Below are 15,372 nucleotides of genomic sequence, written 5' to 3' on the forward strand. Positions count from 1 at the left end.
CCCGGCATTGCCGGGCGCTCTGAAAAGCTGCTGATTAACGACCTGAAATCGGCGGTACAAATACCACACCCATATCCCAGGGCTGTTCAATCCAGGTGTTCTGAGGAATATCAATAACATAATCATCAACCAGCGGACGGCCCGCCGGTTTAGCGAAAATCGTGACGAAATGCGCTTTAGGGTACATTTCGCGAATCGCGACGGCGGTGCCGCCGGTATCGACCAGATCGTCGATGACGATAAAGCCTTCGCCGTCGCCTTCTGCACGTTTCAGCACTTTCAGTTCGCGCTGGTTATCGTGATCGTAGCTGGAGATGCATACGGTATCGACATGACGAATGCCCAATTCACGCGCCAGTAGTGCGCCCGGTACAAGGCCGCCACGACTTACGGCAATAATGCCTTTCCATTGTTCTGAAGGCATGAGGCGGCTCGCCAGTTTGCGTGCGTGAATCTGCAACATGTCCCAGGTGACGACGTATTTTTCGCTCATGTGAAGTGTCCCAGCCTGTTTATCTACGGCTTAAAAAGTGTTCGAGGGGGAAATAGTTGCGCGAGATTATAGAGACCTGACGCGCTAAAAACCAGTGTTTAGCGGAATCCACGCCTCTTTTTGTATGCTTTATACTACCCGCAGGCGGAGAAAGTGGTATTCTCAGTCGCATCTCGTAAGAGTTATCAATTCCGCTAACCCTGTGGCCTGTAAGAACGTTTTTCAGACCACCGCCAAGGAGACTTATCGTGTCTGAACTGTCTCAGTTATCACCACAACCTTTGTGGGATATTTTTGCCAAAATCTGTTCTATTCCTCACCCGTCCTATCACGAAGAGCAACTCGCGGAACATATTGTGAGTTGGGCCAAAGAGAAAGGCCTTTACGTGGATCGCGACCAGGTCGGTAATATTCTGATCCGTAAGCCCGCCACTGCAGGTATGGAAAATCGCAAGCCGGTCGTTTTACAGGCGCATCTGGATATGGTGCCGCAAAAAAATAGCGACACCGTTCACGACTTCACTACAGATCCTATCCAGCCTTATATTGATGGCGAATGGGTTAAAGCGCGCGGTACTACGCTCGGCGCCGACAATGGTATTGGAATGGCTTCTGCGTTAGCGGTACTGGCTGACGATAATGTCGTCCACGGCCCGCTGGAAGTGCTGCTGACCATGACCGAAGAAGCGGGCATGGATGGCGCGTTCGGCCTCCAGTCCGGCTGGTTGCAGGCCGACATCCTGATCAACACCGACTCTGAAGAAGAAGGTGAGATCTATATGGGCTGCGCAGGCGGTATTGATTTTACCTCTAATCTGCCGTTGACCCGTGAAGCTGTACCCGCAGGATTTGCGTGCTTTAAGCTAACCCTGAAAGGCCTGAAAGGCGGCCACTCCGGTGGTGAAATTCACCTCGGCCTTGGCAATGCCAACAAATTGCTGGCGCGTTTTCTGGCCGGGCACGCAGAAGAACTGGATCTGCGTCTGATCGATTTCAACGGCGGCACGCTGCGTAACGCGATTCCGCGCGAAGCGTTCGCTACCCTCGCCGTTGCCGCAGACAACGTAGGCGCTCTGAAAACATTAGTGAACGCTTACCAGGATATTCTGAAAAACGAACTGGCGGAAAAAGAGAAAAACCTGACGCTGCAACTCAATGAGGTTGCCAGTGATAAAGCCGCATTGACCGCGCCGTCACGCGATACCTTTGTGCGCCTGCTGAACGCAACGCCGAACGGCGTGATCCGCAATTCAGACGTGGCGAAAGGCGTAGTGGAAACATCGCTGAACGTTGGCGTGGTCACAATGTCTGATGCGAATGTCGAAATTCACTGCCTGATTCGCTCTCTTATCGACAGCGGTAAAGATTATGTGGTGAGTATGCTGGATTCGCTGGGCAAGCTGGCTGGCGCGAAAACCGAAGCAAAAGGCAGCTATCCTGGCTGGCAGCCCGATGCGAACTCGCCGGTCATGCACCTGGTGCGGGAAACCTATCAGCGTCTGTTCAACAAGACACCGAACATCCAGATTATCCACGCCGGCCTGGAATGCGGTCTGTTTAAGAAACCCTATCCGGATATGGACATGGTTTCTATTGGGCCTACCATTACCGGACCTCACTCTCCGGATGAGCAGGTACATATCGAAAGCGTCGGCCACTACTGGACTCTGCTGACCGAATTGCTGAAAGCGATTCCTGCGAAGTAAGAAAGCGCTAAAATGCCCGTCCCATTTCTGGAACGGGCTATCAATAGGAATATCGGGTATCCATTGCCAGATAAGCTCTCCTGGATGCGCTGAATAGCGCTGCGGCTACACGCGAATAGCCGGACAGCCCTATAACAGCGCCGGTAACACCGAATTATTGTGGCGTAAACGCCATTCCTTTAAATATCCGTAGCGGATTGCCGCGCTCAATCTGATGATGGAACAGACGCCTTTCAGACTTCAACGCCGCACACTCATTTTGCCGTTGCTGTTCCAGCCGCCAGGCAATCAGCAGCCGGGCCAGACGCTTATTCGCATGTTGACTGCGCTCCGACTGAACCTTCACGCTAATCCCGCTCGCCAGGTGCGTGGCCCGCACTGCCGAGTCGGTTTTATTAACGTGCTGCCCACCCGGGCCGGAAGAGCGCAGAGTCTCGAAACGAATCTCATCAGACTGTATGTGCTCGTCGGCGGAAAAGCGCCCAATGCCGACGCACCAGTTTTTTCGCCCATGGTGCGGGCGATACGGGCTGGTACAAATCCACAGTAACGTGCCGCACCAACGTTCACTGAAAGCCATGGCTTTTTCGCCGTCCAGCGAGACCAGCGCAGAACGCAGCGTGTCTGGTAATCGTCCCGGCTCTGTTTCAAGCCGTGTCAGCGATACCTTTTCTCTGGCGGCTTCTTTCGTCAGACAATCCAGCGCTTTTTTTACCGCCAGACAACACTCGTCAGGTCCCTGCGCAGAAGAAAGTTGCAGTAAGATCATGCGCTTTTCTCCCCTGAGGTTTTCAGCGTCAGCACCGGACGCAGGCAGGCAACTGGCGTAATCAGTCCGGCGTCTGCCAGACAATCCACAACGCTATCGATGGATTTATACGCCTGCGGCGCTTCTTCATAAATGAGCTGGCGATCGCGGCAAATCACCCGGCTACCCATCCCAGTACGGCAGAGCTGTCGCGGGGTAAATTTTGCCGATAACCGGTCTTTACACTCGGTACGCATCCATTTGCGCCCCGCGCCGTGCGCCAGGGAGAAGAGGCTCTCCTCGCTGACGACGGGTTTCACCAGCCAGCTATAATCGCCGCGCGAGCCGGGGATAATCACCAGTCCCTGCCCATCTGGCGTAGCGCCTTTACGGTGCAGCCACCCCGCCTCACCCGCGACAGTACAGGGTTCAACGAAGTTATGCGCCACATCCAGCCGCGGTTCGCCCTCAGCCCTGAGCTGTTGCAGTATCCGGCGGGCAATCAGCGCGCGATTACTGCGGGCAAATGCCAGCGCATCGTCATGTTCTGCAAGGTAGTGGCGCGCATCGTCGCTATCTTCCGGCAAACCGTTATGCGAAAACGCCTCCACATGACGACGCAGGATAGCTTGCCCCAGACCGCGTGAACCACTGTGTACCAGCAGTCATAACTGCGCTTTTTGCAACCCCGACAAAGCGAACGAATCAGCATCGACGATGCGATCGACCTGTTGCAGCTCGGCAAAATGATTGCCGCCGCCAATGGAACCCAGCGCAGAGCGCCACGAATGATGCTGCATTGCGGCGGGGACATTCTCCTCCAGCCACTGCGCGTCCGCCACGTCAGGCAGCGACGCCAGCCGCTTCTCCAGTTTATCGGCGTTATATTTACGCCCTAAAATATCCGTTTGCCATAACGCCATGCCGCAGCCGATATCGTTGCCGACCAGCGCCGGATAAAAACGTCCACGCGAGAAAAAGGCTGCGCCAATAGGATAGCCGCGCCCCGGATGCAGATCTGGCATCCCGATAACGCGTTTCATACCGGTTAACTTAGCCGTCGTATATAATTGTTGGATCGCGGAATCTTCGATCCACAGGTTATCCGATGCGATAGAAAATACCACATCTGATAAAGGACGAATATAATTGCCCATATACCATTCCATATATGAATTAAAAAATCAGGAAATGGCAGACTAATCCAGAGCAATAAGAGAAAATTAATCCTGGAAATGTCTGCAAAGTGCGTTCAGAGAATAAAGTGTCATGATGAACCTCCTTTGCAGTTATTGAGAATGAGAAAACGCGGGTATAGTAATACTGAAATTTAGATGGCGCAATCGTAATAGTGATAAAATCTTAATGGCCTGACTTATAACCCTAACACCAACTGTCGTTCCAATTGAGGGTCGAGCAGCGTTACGTGTAGCCCCACCAGCCGTACGCCGCGCTCGCCGCGACGCTCGTCCCAGGTTTTACGGGCGGTGGTAATTAAGTCTTCTTTATTTAATTGCGGCCAGACATGTTCCTGAGTGGTTTGCTGAAAATCATTAAATTTTAATTTAACGCCCTGGCGGGCAATCAGTAAATCGGGCTTTACTATAGCCAGACGACGCTCCAGTTCCGGATATAAATGCTCAATAATGGCCTCGCAGTCCGACCACTCATGAATATCCTCCGCCAGAGTACGCTCAACGCCTACCGATTTACGCAGCCTTTCGCTGTTAACATCACGCTCGTCAATACCCTGACTACGCTCCCATAATACCCGGCCAAATTTACCAAAGCGTTTGAGAAGCATCGCCAGATCGCACTGTTGAATATCCCCGCAGGTTCTTAACCCCATATTTTCCAGTTTTGCGGCGGAAACTTTCCCCACGCCTGGAATTTTGGCTAACGGCAACGTTTTAAGAAAGCCGGGTACATCGGCTGGCGTAATAACATATTGTCCGTTCGGTTTATTGAGATCGGAGGCAATCTTCGCCAGAAATTTCACTGGCGCAACGCCGGCGGAGGCGGTGAGTTGCAATTCATTGAAAATAGTCTGACGAATCTCCCTGGCGATCAGAGTCGCCGAACCATAACAGTGCGGGCTGTCAGTCACATCCAGCCAGGCTTCATCCAGCGAGAGCGGTTCAATCAGTGAAGTGTAGCGGGAAAAGATGTCACGTACATGCCGCGAAGCCTCTTTATAGGCGTCAAAGCGGCCAGGCAATAAGGTGAGATGGGGGCACAGCTTTAGCGCCATGGCGGTCGGCATCGCGCTACGTACGCCAAACTGGCGCGCAGGATAGTTGGCGGTACTGATAACACCTCTTCGCTCACGACTCCCGCCAATGGCAATGGGAATATCGCGTAACGCCGGATTATCACGCATCTCTACCGCGGCAAAAAAACAGTCCATATCAACATGTATGATTTTGCGCATCGCTCGCCCCCACAATACTGTTTAAGTGTACAGTATGTTTTATTGCGCGCAAAGAGACATTCGCGTTAAAAATGCGACATATTCGAAGGTATGACGACGAAAGCGGCGGGAAAATTGTAAACGTACACACGGGGACTTGCGAAAAACTGCCGTGGTGCTAATGTGAGCGCTCCAAATCCAGATTACTCCGATTTGGGGACTCTTTTGCCGTTCTGGCGTGTGTAACCGTTTTATCAAGGAACAAGCAGTATGCGTAAAATCGCATTTTTTCTTGCGATGCTTCTGATGCCGTGCGTCTCGTTTGCCGGTTTGCTGAGCAGCAGCAGCCCCGTCACGCCGGTCAGTAAAGAGTATAAGCAGCAGTTAATGGGCTCACCGGTCTATATTCAGATTTTTAAAGAAGAGCGCACTCTTGATCTCTACGTCAAAATGGGTGAGCAATACCAGTTGCTTGATAGCTACAAAATTTGCAACTATTCCGGTGGGTTAGGCCCGAAACGCCGTCAGGGCGATTTTAAAAGTCCGGAAGGGTTTTACAGCGTTCAGCGCAATCAACTCAAGCCAGACAGCCGTTTTTATAAGGCCATCAACATTGGTTTTCCCAATGCCTACGATCGCGCGCATGGCTATGATGGTAAATATCTGATGATTCACGGCGCCTGTGTTTCCGTCGGCTGCTATGCCATGACCGACAGCGGCATTGATGAGATTTTCCAGTTTGTCACCGCCGCGCTGGTCTTTGGTCAGCCGAGCGTACAGGTGAGTATTTATCCGTTCCGGATGACCGACGCCAATATGCAGCGTCATAAATATTCTTATTACAAAGATTTCTGGGCGCAGCTAAAACCCGGCTACGATTATTTTGAACAGACGCATAAGCCGCCAACTGTTTCTATCGTTGATGGACGTTACGTCGTGAGCAAACCGTTGAGTCACGAAGTCGTTCAGCCACAGCTGGCCTCAAATTATACGCTCTCCGAGGCAAAATAACGCCCATTCGCCTGGCATAATCTTTTGCCAGGTTTCATTCCCCGTTAGCGGCTGGGTAGCAATCACGGTAACCACGTCATTTGGCGTGGTCTGTGAACTGAAATCAATTTCCATATCCTGATCCACCAGCGTGGCTACGCCAAACGGCGCCCGGCGAGTGATCCAGTGCAAATGGGTTGAGCAAAACGCCATCACATATCGCCCATCTGACAGCAGCATGTTAAAAACGCCTTTTTCACGTAATACCGTCGCCAGTGTCGCAATATATTTAAATACCGCTGTCATGTTGCCCGGCGTGCGGGGATAACGCTGCGTTAATTTATGCAATAGCCAGCAAAACGCTTTTTCGCTGTCGGTTTCCCCCACCGGACGAAAATTACCGGTTTCCAGCGACTTATAACCGTTGAGCTGACCGTTATGAGCATAAGTCCAGTTGCGTCCCCATAATTCCCGGGTAAAAGGGTGTGTATTTTCCAGCGCCACTTCACCGCGATTAGCCTGACGGATATGGGCGATAACCGAGCAGGACTTGATCGGGTAATTCTGTACCAGTTTCGCAATCGGCGAATGGTAGCTCGGTTGCGGATCTTTAAACGTGCGACAGCCCTTTCCTTCGTAAAAGGTAATTCCCCAGCCGTCTTTATGCGGCCCGGTTCCGCCGCCACGCTGCACCAGTCCGGTGAAGCTAAAGCAGATATCCGTCGGCACATTGGCGCTCATCCCAAGCAGTTCGCACATACATCACCTCCACAAACGCCTTAAGCGGGAAGGCGTAATTTTTACAGCCAATCAAATCTCAAAATATCAAAGAAAACAATATGCTATACCCTAAATAATTCGAGTTGCAGGAAGGCGGTAAGGGAGGAAATCCCCAGGAACATAGATAACTATGTGACTGGGGTTTCTGAGCGCAACCAACGCACCTGCAGCTTGAAGTATGACGGGTATAGTTATTTAACCATCTCTTTTTCGATCAGTTGAATCAGGATATGAATCACTTTGATATGAATTTCCTGAATACGATCGGCATAACCGAAGTGCGGTACGCGAATTTCAATATCCGCCGTTCCCGCCATTTTGCCGCCGTCTTTGCCGGTCAACGTAATCACTTTCATGCCTTTTTCACGGGCCGCGGCAATCGCTTTAATCACGTTACCAGAGTTACCCGACGTCGAGATCCCTAACAGGACATCGCCTTCGCGCCCTACCGCCTCAACGTAACGAGAGAAAATATAGTCATAGCCAAAATCATTACTGACGCAGGATATATGGCTAACATCAGAAATCGCAATTGCCGGGTAGCCCGGACGATTTTCACGATAACGACCTGTCAGCTCTTCAGCAAAGTGCATCGCATCGCAATGGGAGCCGCCGTTACCGCAGGAAAGTACCTTACCACCCGCTTTAAAACTGTCAGCCAACAGGACCGCCGCGCGCTGAATGGCGTGAATATTGGCGTCATCTTTTAAAAAATTAGCCAGCGTTTCCGCCGCTTCGTTCAGTTCGTTACGAATAAGATCCTGGTACATGAGGATATCCTTCAGCATGAATGTAAATGACAGTATGCAGTGTACCGGATAGCAGTACAGGCGAGAAGCATAAGCCGAATTAACGCCTCACGCTTTTGATTTTTCGTGCCCCCAAAAACGGCAACAATGTGAGCTTTGTTGTAATTATTTTGTAAACACATTGCTAAAAGATTTTACATCCACTACAACCTAATCATCACAAGTGGTCAGACCTCCTACAAGCAAGGGAGCTTTTCGTTATGATGATTTTGAGTATTATCGCTACGGTTGTTCTGCTCGGCGCATTGTTCTATCACCGCGTGAGTTTATTTCTCAGCAGCCTGATTCTGCTCGCCTGGACCGCCGCACTTGGCGTCGCTGGCCTGTGGTCCATCTGGCTGTTGGTTCCTCTGGCCATTATCCTCGTGCCGTTTAACCTCACACCGATGCGAAAATCAATGATTTCCGCACCGGTGTTCCGCGGCTTCCGTAAGGTCATGCCGCCGATGTCGCGCACTGAGAAAGAAGCGATTGATGCCGGTACAACCTGGTGGGAAGGCGATCTGTTCCAGGGCAAGCCTGACTGGAAAAAACTGCACAACTATCCGCAACCGCAACTCACTGCCGAAGAGCAAGCGTTTCTCGACGGTCCGGTAGAAGAAGCGTGCCGGATGGCGAACGATTTCCAGATTACCCATGAACTGGCGGATCTGCCGCCGGAACTGTGGGCTTATCTGAAAGAGCATCGTTTTTTTGCGATGATCATTAAAAAAGAGTACGGCGGACTGGAGTTCTCCGCTTATGCGCAGTCCCGTGTACTGCAAAAACTGTCCGGCGTCTCCGGGATTCTGGCTATCACCGTCGGCGTTCCAAACTCACTCGGCCCTGGCGAGTTGTTGCAGCACTATGGTACGGAAGAGCAGAAGAATCACTATCTGCCGCGACTGGCGCGCGGCCAGGAGATCCCCTGCTTTGCGCTGACCAGCCCGGAAGCAGGTTCTGATGCAGGCGCCATTCCGGATACCGGCGTGGTTTGCATGGGCGAATGGCAGGGCCAGCAGGTGCTGGGTATGCGCCTGACCTGGAACAAGCGTTACATTACGCTGGCACCGATAGCTACCGTGTTGGGCCTGGCGTTTAAGCTTTCCGATCCGGATAGATTGTTAGGCGGAGAAGAAGAGCTGGGTATTACCTGCGCCCTGATCCCCACCTCAACGCCGGGTGTGGAAATTGGTCGTCGTCACTTCCCGCTTAACGTTCCGTTCCAGAATGGTCCAACCCGCGGTAACGATATTTTCGTGCCTATTGATTATATTATCGGCGGCCCCAAAATGGCCGGACAGGGCTGGCGTATGCTGGTGGAATGTTTGTCGGTAGGACGCGGTATTACCCTGCCGTCCAACTCCACTGGCGGGGTGAAATCCGTCGCGCTGGCAACCGGCGCCTATGCTCACATTCGTCGTCAGTTCAAAATTTCTATCGGCAAGATGGAAGGTATTGAGGAACCGCTAGCGCGTATTGCAGGTAACGCTTATGTGATGGATGCCGCCGCATCGTTAATCACCTACGGCATTATGCTAGGCGAAAAACCGGCGGTACTGTCGGCTATCGTGAAGTACCACTGCACCCACCGCGGCCAGCAGTCCATTATCGACGCGATGGATATCACTGGGGGTAAAGGCATTATGCTGGGCGAGAGCAACTTCCTGGCGCGTGCTTACCAGGGCGCGCCTATCGCGATCACCGTGGAAGGCGCGAATATCCTGACCCGTAGCATGATGATCTTTGGTCAGGGCGCCATTCGCTGCCATCCTTATGTACTGGAAGAGATGGCCGCAGCGCAGAATAATGATGTGAATGCCTTTGATAAACTGTTGTTTAAACATATTGGCCATGTCGGCAGCAATACCGTTCGCAGTTTCTGGCTTGGCCTGACCCGCGGATTAACGAGCCATACGCCAACCGGCGACGCCACGAAGCGTTATTACCAGCATCTGAACCGACTGAGCGCAAACCTGGCCCTGCTGTCCGACGTGTCAATGGCGGTACTGGGCGGCAGCCTGAAACGCCGCGAGCGTATCTCCGCGCGTCTGGGCGATGTGTTGAGTCAGCTTTATCTGGCCTCAGCCGTACTGAAGCGTTACGACGACGAAGGTCGCCACGAAGCCGACCTGCCGCTGGTACACTGGGGCGTACAGGATGCGCTGTATCGTGCTGAACAAGCGATGGACGATCTGCTGCAGAACTTCCCGAACCGCGTCGTGGCCGGATTGCTCACCGCGATGATCTTCCCGACTGGCCGTCATTATCTGGCGCCGTCTGATAAGCTGGATCACGCCGTGGCGAAGATCCTGCAAGTGCCGAACGCCACACGTTCACGCATTGGGCGCGGCCAGTATCTGACACCCGCCGAACATAATCCGGTCGGTTTACTGGAAGAAGCGCTGCGTGATGTCATCGCTGCCGACCCTATCCACCAGCGCATCTGCAAAGAACTGGGTAAAAATCTGCCGTTTACTCGTCTGGATGAACTGGCGCGCAATGCGCTGGCGAAAGGGCTTATAGATAAAGATGAAGCCGCCATCCTGGCGAAAGCGGAAGAGAGCCGCCTGCGCAGTATCAACGTTGATGATTTTGAACCTGAAGCGCTGGCGACCAAACCGGTAAAGCTGCCGGAGAAAGTGCGTAAAGTCGAAGCCGCATAATCAGTCTCGTGTCTTTCCTGCCCCGCTTTCGCGGGGCTTTTTCTTGCCGCTTTTTTATTATTGCTCATGCTACAGTGTAAAGACGCTGTTCAATGAGGAGCTCCGATCGTGTCTGGTTTGAAAATTACTCTGTTGCAACAACCTTTAGTCTGGATGGACGGCCCGGCAAACCTGCGTCATTTTGACAGACAGCTAGAGCTCGTATCTGGCCGGGATGTGATTGTTCTGCCTGAAATGTTTACCACCGGCTTCGCGATGGAGGCCGCTAATAACTCACTTTCGCAAGATAGCGTGATTACGTGGATGCAGGCCAAAGCCCGACAAACTGACGCTCTGATTGCCGGCAGCGCGGCGCTACAAACTGAGCGCGGCGCCGTAAATCGCTTCTTACTGGTTGAACCGGAAGGCAAGGTTCATCTCTATGATAAGCGCCATCTGTTTCGTATGGCGGATGAACATCAACATTATGCCGCAGGCGATAAACGCATCATCGTGCAGTGGCGCGGTTGGCGCATCCTGCCGTTGATCTGTTACGATCTGCGCTTTCCGATATGGTCGCGCAACCGCAATGATTACGATCTGGCGCTGTATGTAGCGAACTGGCCCGCGCCGCGCTCGCTACACTGGCAAACATTACTGACGGCGCGCGCTATTGAAAATCAGGCTTATGTCGCAGGCTGCAACCGGGTTGGCACCGATGGTAACGGGTTACATTATCGCGGCGATAGCCGGATCATTAATCCCCAGGGCGACATTATCGCCACCGCCGAACCACACCAGGCGACACGTATCGATGCCGATCTTTCTCTCGTCGCCTTGCAGGACTATCGCGAAAAATTTCCAGCCTGGCGCGATGCCGATCCATTCACCTTGTAAGCAACCTGCCGCTCACCGCGGCGGGATTGTTTCACTCCGTAACTCTCCGTAAAACAAATTCGCGTGGCGTAATGTGGCAGGCAACGTATTCTGACTAAGAGCCTATCCCACCAGGCGTTATTGGCGCAGCCAGTTTGGACACGGACAGCGCGCAAAAACCGGAGCGTACACGTAGTACGTGAGGTTTGACTCGCTACGCTCGCCCTTCGGGCCGCCGCTAGCGGCGTTCAAAACGCTAACGCGTTTTGGCGAGCACTGCCCAGGTCCAAAATGGCAAGTAAAATAGCCCTAATGGGATAGGCTCTAAGATAATTGCTCGCCATTCGTGGGTAATAAAAACGGTTAATCACTCCCTTATCAGGATATCTTCATGAAAAACTTTGTACGCACAACTTTACTGGCAGCGACTCTGGCGGGCGTTTCTTTTGGCGCTTTCGCCACCGCTGTCCCCAATCCTCCCCTGCCCGCCCAGGATCCTATTGTCCAGCATCTGAAGCTGACAAACGATCAGATTACCCGGATCAAAAAACTTCACCAACAACTGGAAACCGACGTCAGTCAGATTTCTATGAAGGGAATTAAAGACGGTGCGCTGATAGAGGTGATTAAATCCGGTAAATGGGATGACGCCGCCGTAAAACAGCAGCTTGCAGCCTTCAGTAACATAGAACAACAGGCTCGCTATTATCGGGTTAAATATTATTTTGATTTAAGCAAAGTCTTGACACCAGAACAACGTCAACAGGTACAACAAGATCTCGCCCAGGCACTTGAGTAAATATTTTTGCCCGTTATTCCTGGATAACGGGCTTTATCCTGGTCGGGTACAAATTCATCTTCATCTTTTTCTTACAGCATCGCTCTATCTCACACTACCCGTTACATAACATAGAAGTGAAACCGTACGTGGGGCTGGCATACGTTGGGCAATTTGGCGAGGAGATGGATTTCCATACCGACGATTATCGTATTGTTATTTAAAATCTTCATCTCATTTTTTACCCGCTTACAGAAAACCCAGCGTTACAATAGACCGTTTTTTGGGCTTCGTTTATGTAATCGTTATATCACACCCTATACCGTGAAACTTGTCTTTTAGCCCAATATTAAGGCAGGTTCTGAAATGAAAAACTTTTTCGCAGTCTGCATCATTCCCCTTGTGGTAGCCTGGTCCGCTACTGCATCAGCAAAAGAAGGGATCTATATCACCGGGAAAGCGGGGACATCCGTAGTCAATGTCTATGGAATCAACTCAACCTTCAGCCAGGATGAGATAGTCAATGGTCATGCAACGTTACCTGACCGTACCAAAGGCGTTTTTGGCGGCGGGGTTGCTATCGGTTATGACTTTTATGACCCATTCCAGCTTCCAGTACGTTTAGAACTGGATACCACTTTCAGAGGTGAGACGGATGCTAAAGGCGGGCAGGATATTATTGCATTTGGTCAGCCAGTACACATAAATGTAAAAAATCAGGTCCGAATGACCACTTACATGGTTAATGGCTATTATGATTTTCACAATAGTACGGCATTTACTCCCTATATCAGCGCAGGCGTTGGCCTCGCTCATGTGAAGCTAAGTAATAACACCATTCCTGTTGGTTTTGGTATTAATGAAACTCTGTCTGCTTCAAAAAATAACTTTGCCTGGGGCGCAGGTATCGGTGCAAAATATGCTGTAACAGATAATATTATGATTGACGCCAGTTATAAATACATTAATGCCGGCAAAGTAAGCATTTCAAAAAATCACTATGCTGGTGATGAACATACCGCTTATGATGCAGACACAAAGGCTGCCTCCAATGACTTCATGCTCGGCATTACTTACGCCTTTTAAACACTATCGGTAAAATAGCTGGTCCTGTGGGTTCCCGAAGGCGCAATGGAGGATATCAGTAATGAATACTCCTGCGCCTTCAGAAAATCGTTGAACAGGTGCAACCTGGCGCCATTTTTCAGTACACTGCAACGTTTCTGGTATGGGCTTAACTTCCGGCTGCCCAAAAACAGCCCCGTCCTGTTTCCGGGTATTATCATTTCCGTCAGTCGGCTTCATGTTTTGTATTGGGCATCGTCAAAAGACGACTGGCTGACCAGTCGCATATCTCGATGCCTCAATTCAGTCATCATCATGTGGGTTTAAGTCAGGAACGTGTCAAAACCATTCCAAACGGGTTAATCATCATTCAGAAAATCAATTTGTGGGCGATTATTCCATTTATCTTCAATAAAAGACAGAAAGCGTTGAAATAAAGGAGAATAATACTGACGATGACGCCATACAAGATAAATGGGGAGATCTGGAACCCTCCATTCAGGAAGTATAATTTCAAGTTCATTATTTTTTAAGTATTTGGTGGCAAGCCAGGCCGGAGTCATGAGGTTGATACCCTTTCCTTCTAAAACCAAATTAAGAACACTCAAAAGATTATTGGAAGATAAATGAACATTAACAGCGCCACTAATAGTGTATGATTCATCTTGACGGAAAAGAGTAAGAGGTCCGGAAAGACCATGGTTGTGAAGACCCATAATAATGTGATTTTCCAAATCGCCAGGATGTGAGATCCTGCCATATTTTCTGATATATTTCGGACTCGCACAAAGAACCAACTTTAAAGGGCTTATCTTTCGATACACGAGATCCTCACTTTCGATTATGCCACTTTTAAAAACCAGCTCATCAAACTCCAGGGATTTACTAAAAAAATCGCTACGCTCTCGTGAATCCAGGTAGATTTTTGTATCCGGATAGCTAGCTGTAAATTCCCATATCCACTTATTGGCAAGAAACTCACAGACAATAGCCGGAGCCGAAAATTTTATACTCCCTCTGATAATTTTATCCGGATTTCGCAATTCATCCAGCAAGGACTGAAAGGAAGATGTTATCCTTTTCATGCTTGCATAGGCTGTCTGACCAGCTCCAGTCAGTTCTAAGTGATGTGAATCGCGCCGAAGTAAAGTAACCTCAATAGAATTCTCAAGGCGGCTAAGCGATTTACTGACAGCAGAAATGCTAATATCTAATTCCCGTGCAGCCCGGGAAAGATTCCCTACTTCCGCCACTTTAATAAATATCATCCAGTCTCGCATACCACGATTATTGATCAGTTCCATCATTATCTTCCGTTGATAAAAGAAATTCTTATATCAAATGAGCTATCAACGACTTACTGATACGTCATTGTGTGCCTCAATGTCCTTGATATCATCTTAATAAAAAAATCTATTGGCTGCAAAATAGCATCTGAATCGATCATGATTTTGCATCCATCTCCGGTTACTAATTGAACCTGTTTACCACTCAGTGTAAATACCCTATCTCAGACGTGATCGTCAAGGTTGTCGCCGAACCAGATACCAATAATAAAGTGGTTCATTGTCATGCGCCCGTTCTGCAAAGGCATTCTCCTTTTCTGTGACGCAGTCTGGAGCGCATTAATTGCATCGTTCACCTAACAAAGTATCCCGTGGAAACAAGCAAAACATCGCCAGATTATTCTTACTTGCATACCCCCCACCCGGCTCGATATTATTTGTGAAAGCGGAGGAAACAGAACAGACGGTTTAAATAAGACACTTACTCAAAACACAAACCTATGTGCAGGCTCCTCTCATTTCGTCACGTCGCTGATATCCAGCTTTACTGGCGCCAGGGGAAGATATCTGCGCAAGGCAATAATTCCGGCGCAACAACAACCACTCCCGCTGGGCCTCTGTACATTCAAAATCGCCCATGACCAAAAGCCAACGGGTAGAAGCCCTGCGCCAGTGACCTGCTGCCTCCAGATTCTGCGCAACCGGGTCTATCACGGCCTCCGGTGTTATCTTATTTCTGCTCAAAATCAGCACCATCATTTGGGATATAGCCTACAACCCCTGCCCGCCGATGATGGGGGAGGATTC

At 50.5% G+C, this 15,372-nt stretch carries 13 protein-coding genes and 2 pseudogenes; 6 read left to right on the top strand and 9 right to left on the bottom strand.

Annotated features, from left to right (window positions below; genetic code table 11):
• Positions 1-34: 34 nt before the first annotated feature.
• Entirely contained in the window at positions 35-493 is a 459-nt protein-coding gene (gene gpt, locus J4728_RS19940) for a xanthine phosphoribosyltransferase (RefSeq protein WP_001292018.1), read from the bottom strand.
• 248 nt (positions 494-741) lie between these two features.
• On the opposite strand from gpt, the gene pepD reads away from it, so the two are divergent.
• Positions 742-2,199 carry a cytosol nonspecific dipeptidase gene (gene pepD / locus J4728_RS19945; protein WP_001292977.1) on the top strand — a complete coding sequence of 486 codons (1,458 nt, stop codon included), beginning with the start codon at positions 742-744 and terminating at the stop codon, positions 2,197-2,199.
• A 154-nt stretch (positions 2,200-2,353) separates the two neighbouring features.
• Here pepD and prfH read toward each other — a convergent pair whose 3' ends face one another.
• The 3 genes and pseudogenes from prfH to dinB all read right to left on the bottom strand — a co-directional run bounded on the left by prfH (position 2,354) and on the right by dinB (position 5,378).
• Positions 2,354-2,968 (bottom strand): peptide chain release factor H, encoded by a 615-nt coding sequence (gene prfH, locus J4728_RS19950; RefSeq protein ID WP_208212310.1) that lies wholly within the window; start codon positions 2,966-2,968, stop codon positions 2,354-2,356.
• A pseudogene (locus J4728_RS19955) lies at positions 2,965-4,104 on the bottom strand (RNA ligase RtcB family protein). Before J4728_RS19955 ends, prfH begins: the two are co-directional and overlap by 4 nt.
• A 218-nt stretch (positions 4,105-4,322) precedes the next feature.
• Complete coding sequence (gene dinB / locus J4728_RS19960) at positions 4,323-5,378, bottom strand: DNA polymerase IV (RefSeq protein WP_001226204.1); 1,056 nt, start codon at positions 5,376-5,378, stop codon at positions 4,323-4,325.
• Between the two features lie 249 nt (positions 5,379-5,627).
• Between dinB and dpaA the strand changes: the two genes are divergently transcribed.
• Positions 5,628-6,368, top strand: coding sequence for a peptidoglycan meso-diaminopimelic acid protein amidase (gene dpaA / locus J4728_RS19965; protein WP_001225658.1), 741 nt, complete (start codon positions 5,628-5,630; stop codon positions 6,366-6,368).
• On the opposite strand, the gene J4728_RS19970 is transcribed toward dpaA, so the two are convergent.
• A complete protein-coding gene (locus tag J4728_RS19970; RefSeq protein WP_000333387.1) occupies positions 6,339-7,106 on the bottom strand; it encodes a class II glutamine amidotransferase in 768 nt (255 codons plus the stop codon). The two genes, dpaA and J4728_RS19970, sit on opposite strands and share 30 nt — an antisense overlap.
• A 212-nt stretch (positions 7,107-7,318) precedes the next feature.
• Entirely contained in the window at positions 7,319-7,897 is a 579-nt protein-coding gene (gene lpcA, locus J4728_RS19975) for a D-sedoheptulose 7-phosphate isomerase (protein WP_000284051.1), read from the bottom strand.
• A 239-nt stretch (positions 7,898-8,136) separates the two neighbouring features.
• On the opposite strand from lpcA, the gene fadE reads away from it, so the two are divergent.
• The 4 genes from fadE (at position 8,137) to pagN (ending at position 13,300) form a co-directional block, all read left to right on the top strand.
• Positions 8,137-10,581, top strand: coding sequence for an acyl-CoA dehydrogenase FadE (fadE, locus tag J4728_RS19980; protein ID WP_000973041.1), 2,445 nt, complete (start codon positions 8,137-8,139; stop codon positions 10,579-10,581).
• 108 nt (positions 10,582-10,689) lie between these two features.
• Positions 10,690-11,457: an amidohydrolase gene (locus tag J4728_RS19985; protein WP_000015789.1), complete on the top strand. Its 768-nt coding sequence runs from the start codon at positions 10,690-10,692 to the stop codon at positions 11,455-11,457.
• 370 nt (positions 11,458-11,827) lie between these two features.
• Positions 11,828-12,235, top strand: coding sequence for a Spy/CpxP family protein refolding chaperone (locus tag J4728_RS19990; RefSeq protein ID WP_000788200.1), 408 nt, complete (start codon positions 11,828-11,830; stop codon positions 12,233-12,235).
• 345 nt (positions 12,236-12,580) lie between these two features.
• Positions 12,581-13,300 carry an adhesin/invasin protein PagN gene (pagN, locus tag J4728_RS19995; protein ID WP_000787605.1) on the top strand — a complete coding sequence of 240 codons (720 nt, stop codon included), beginning with the start codon at positions 12,581-12,583 and terminating at the stop codon, positions 13,298-13,300.
• 3 nt (positions 13,301-13,303) lie between these two features.
• Here the strand turns inward: pagN and J4728_RS20000 are convergent, their stop codons facing one another.
• The 3 genes and pseudogenes from J4728_RS20000 to J4728_RS20010 all read right to left on the bottom strand — a co-directional run.
• The gene (locus tag J4728_RS20000) at positions 13,304-13,519 is read right to left on the bottom strand and encodes a hypothetical protein (protein WP_208212313.1); all 216 of its coding nucleotides are present in this window, start codon (positions 13,517-13,519) and stop codon (positions 13,304-13,306) included.
• A gap of 119 nt (positions 13,520-13,638) precedes the next feature.
• Positions 13,639-14,586, bottom strand: coding sequence for a LysR family transcriptional regulator (locus J4728_RS20005; RefSeq protein WP_000970301.1), 948 nt, complete (start codon positions 14,584-14,586; stop codon positions 13,639-13,641).
• A gap of 497 nt (positions 14,587-15,083) precedes the next feature.
• Positions 15,084-15,321 (bottom strand): annotated as a pseudogene (locus J4728_RS20010) (PerC family transcriptional regulator); the annotation flags it as partial.
• Between the last annotated feature and the right edge of the window lie 51 nt (positions 15,322-15,372).

The sequence above is a fragment of the Salmonella sp. 32070601201500089SM genome (genome assembly GCF_017573605.1).
GTDB lineage: Bacteria > Pseudomonadota > Gammaproteobacteria > Enterobacterales > Enterobacteriaceae > Salmonella > Salmonella enterica.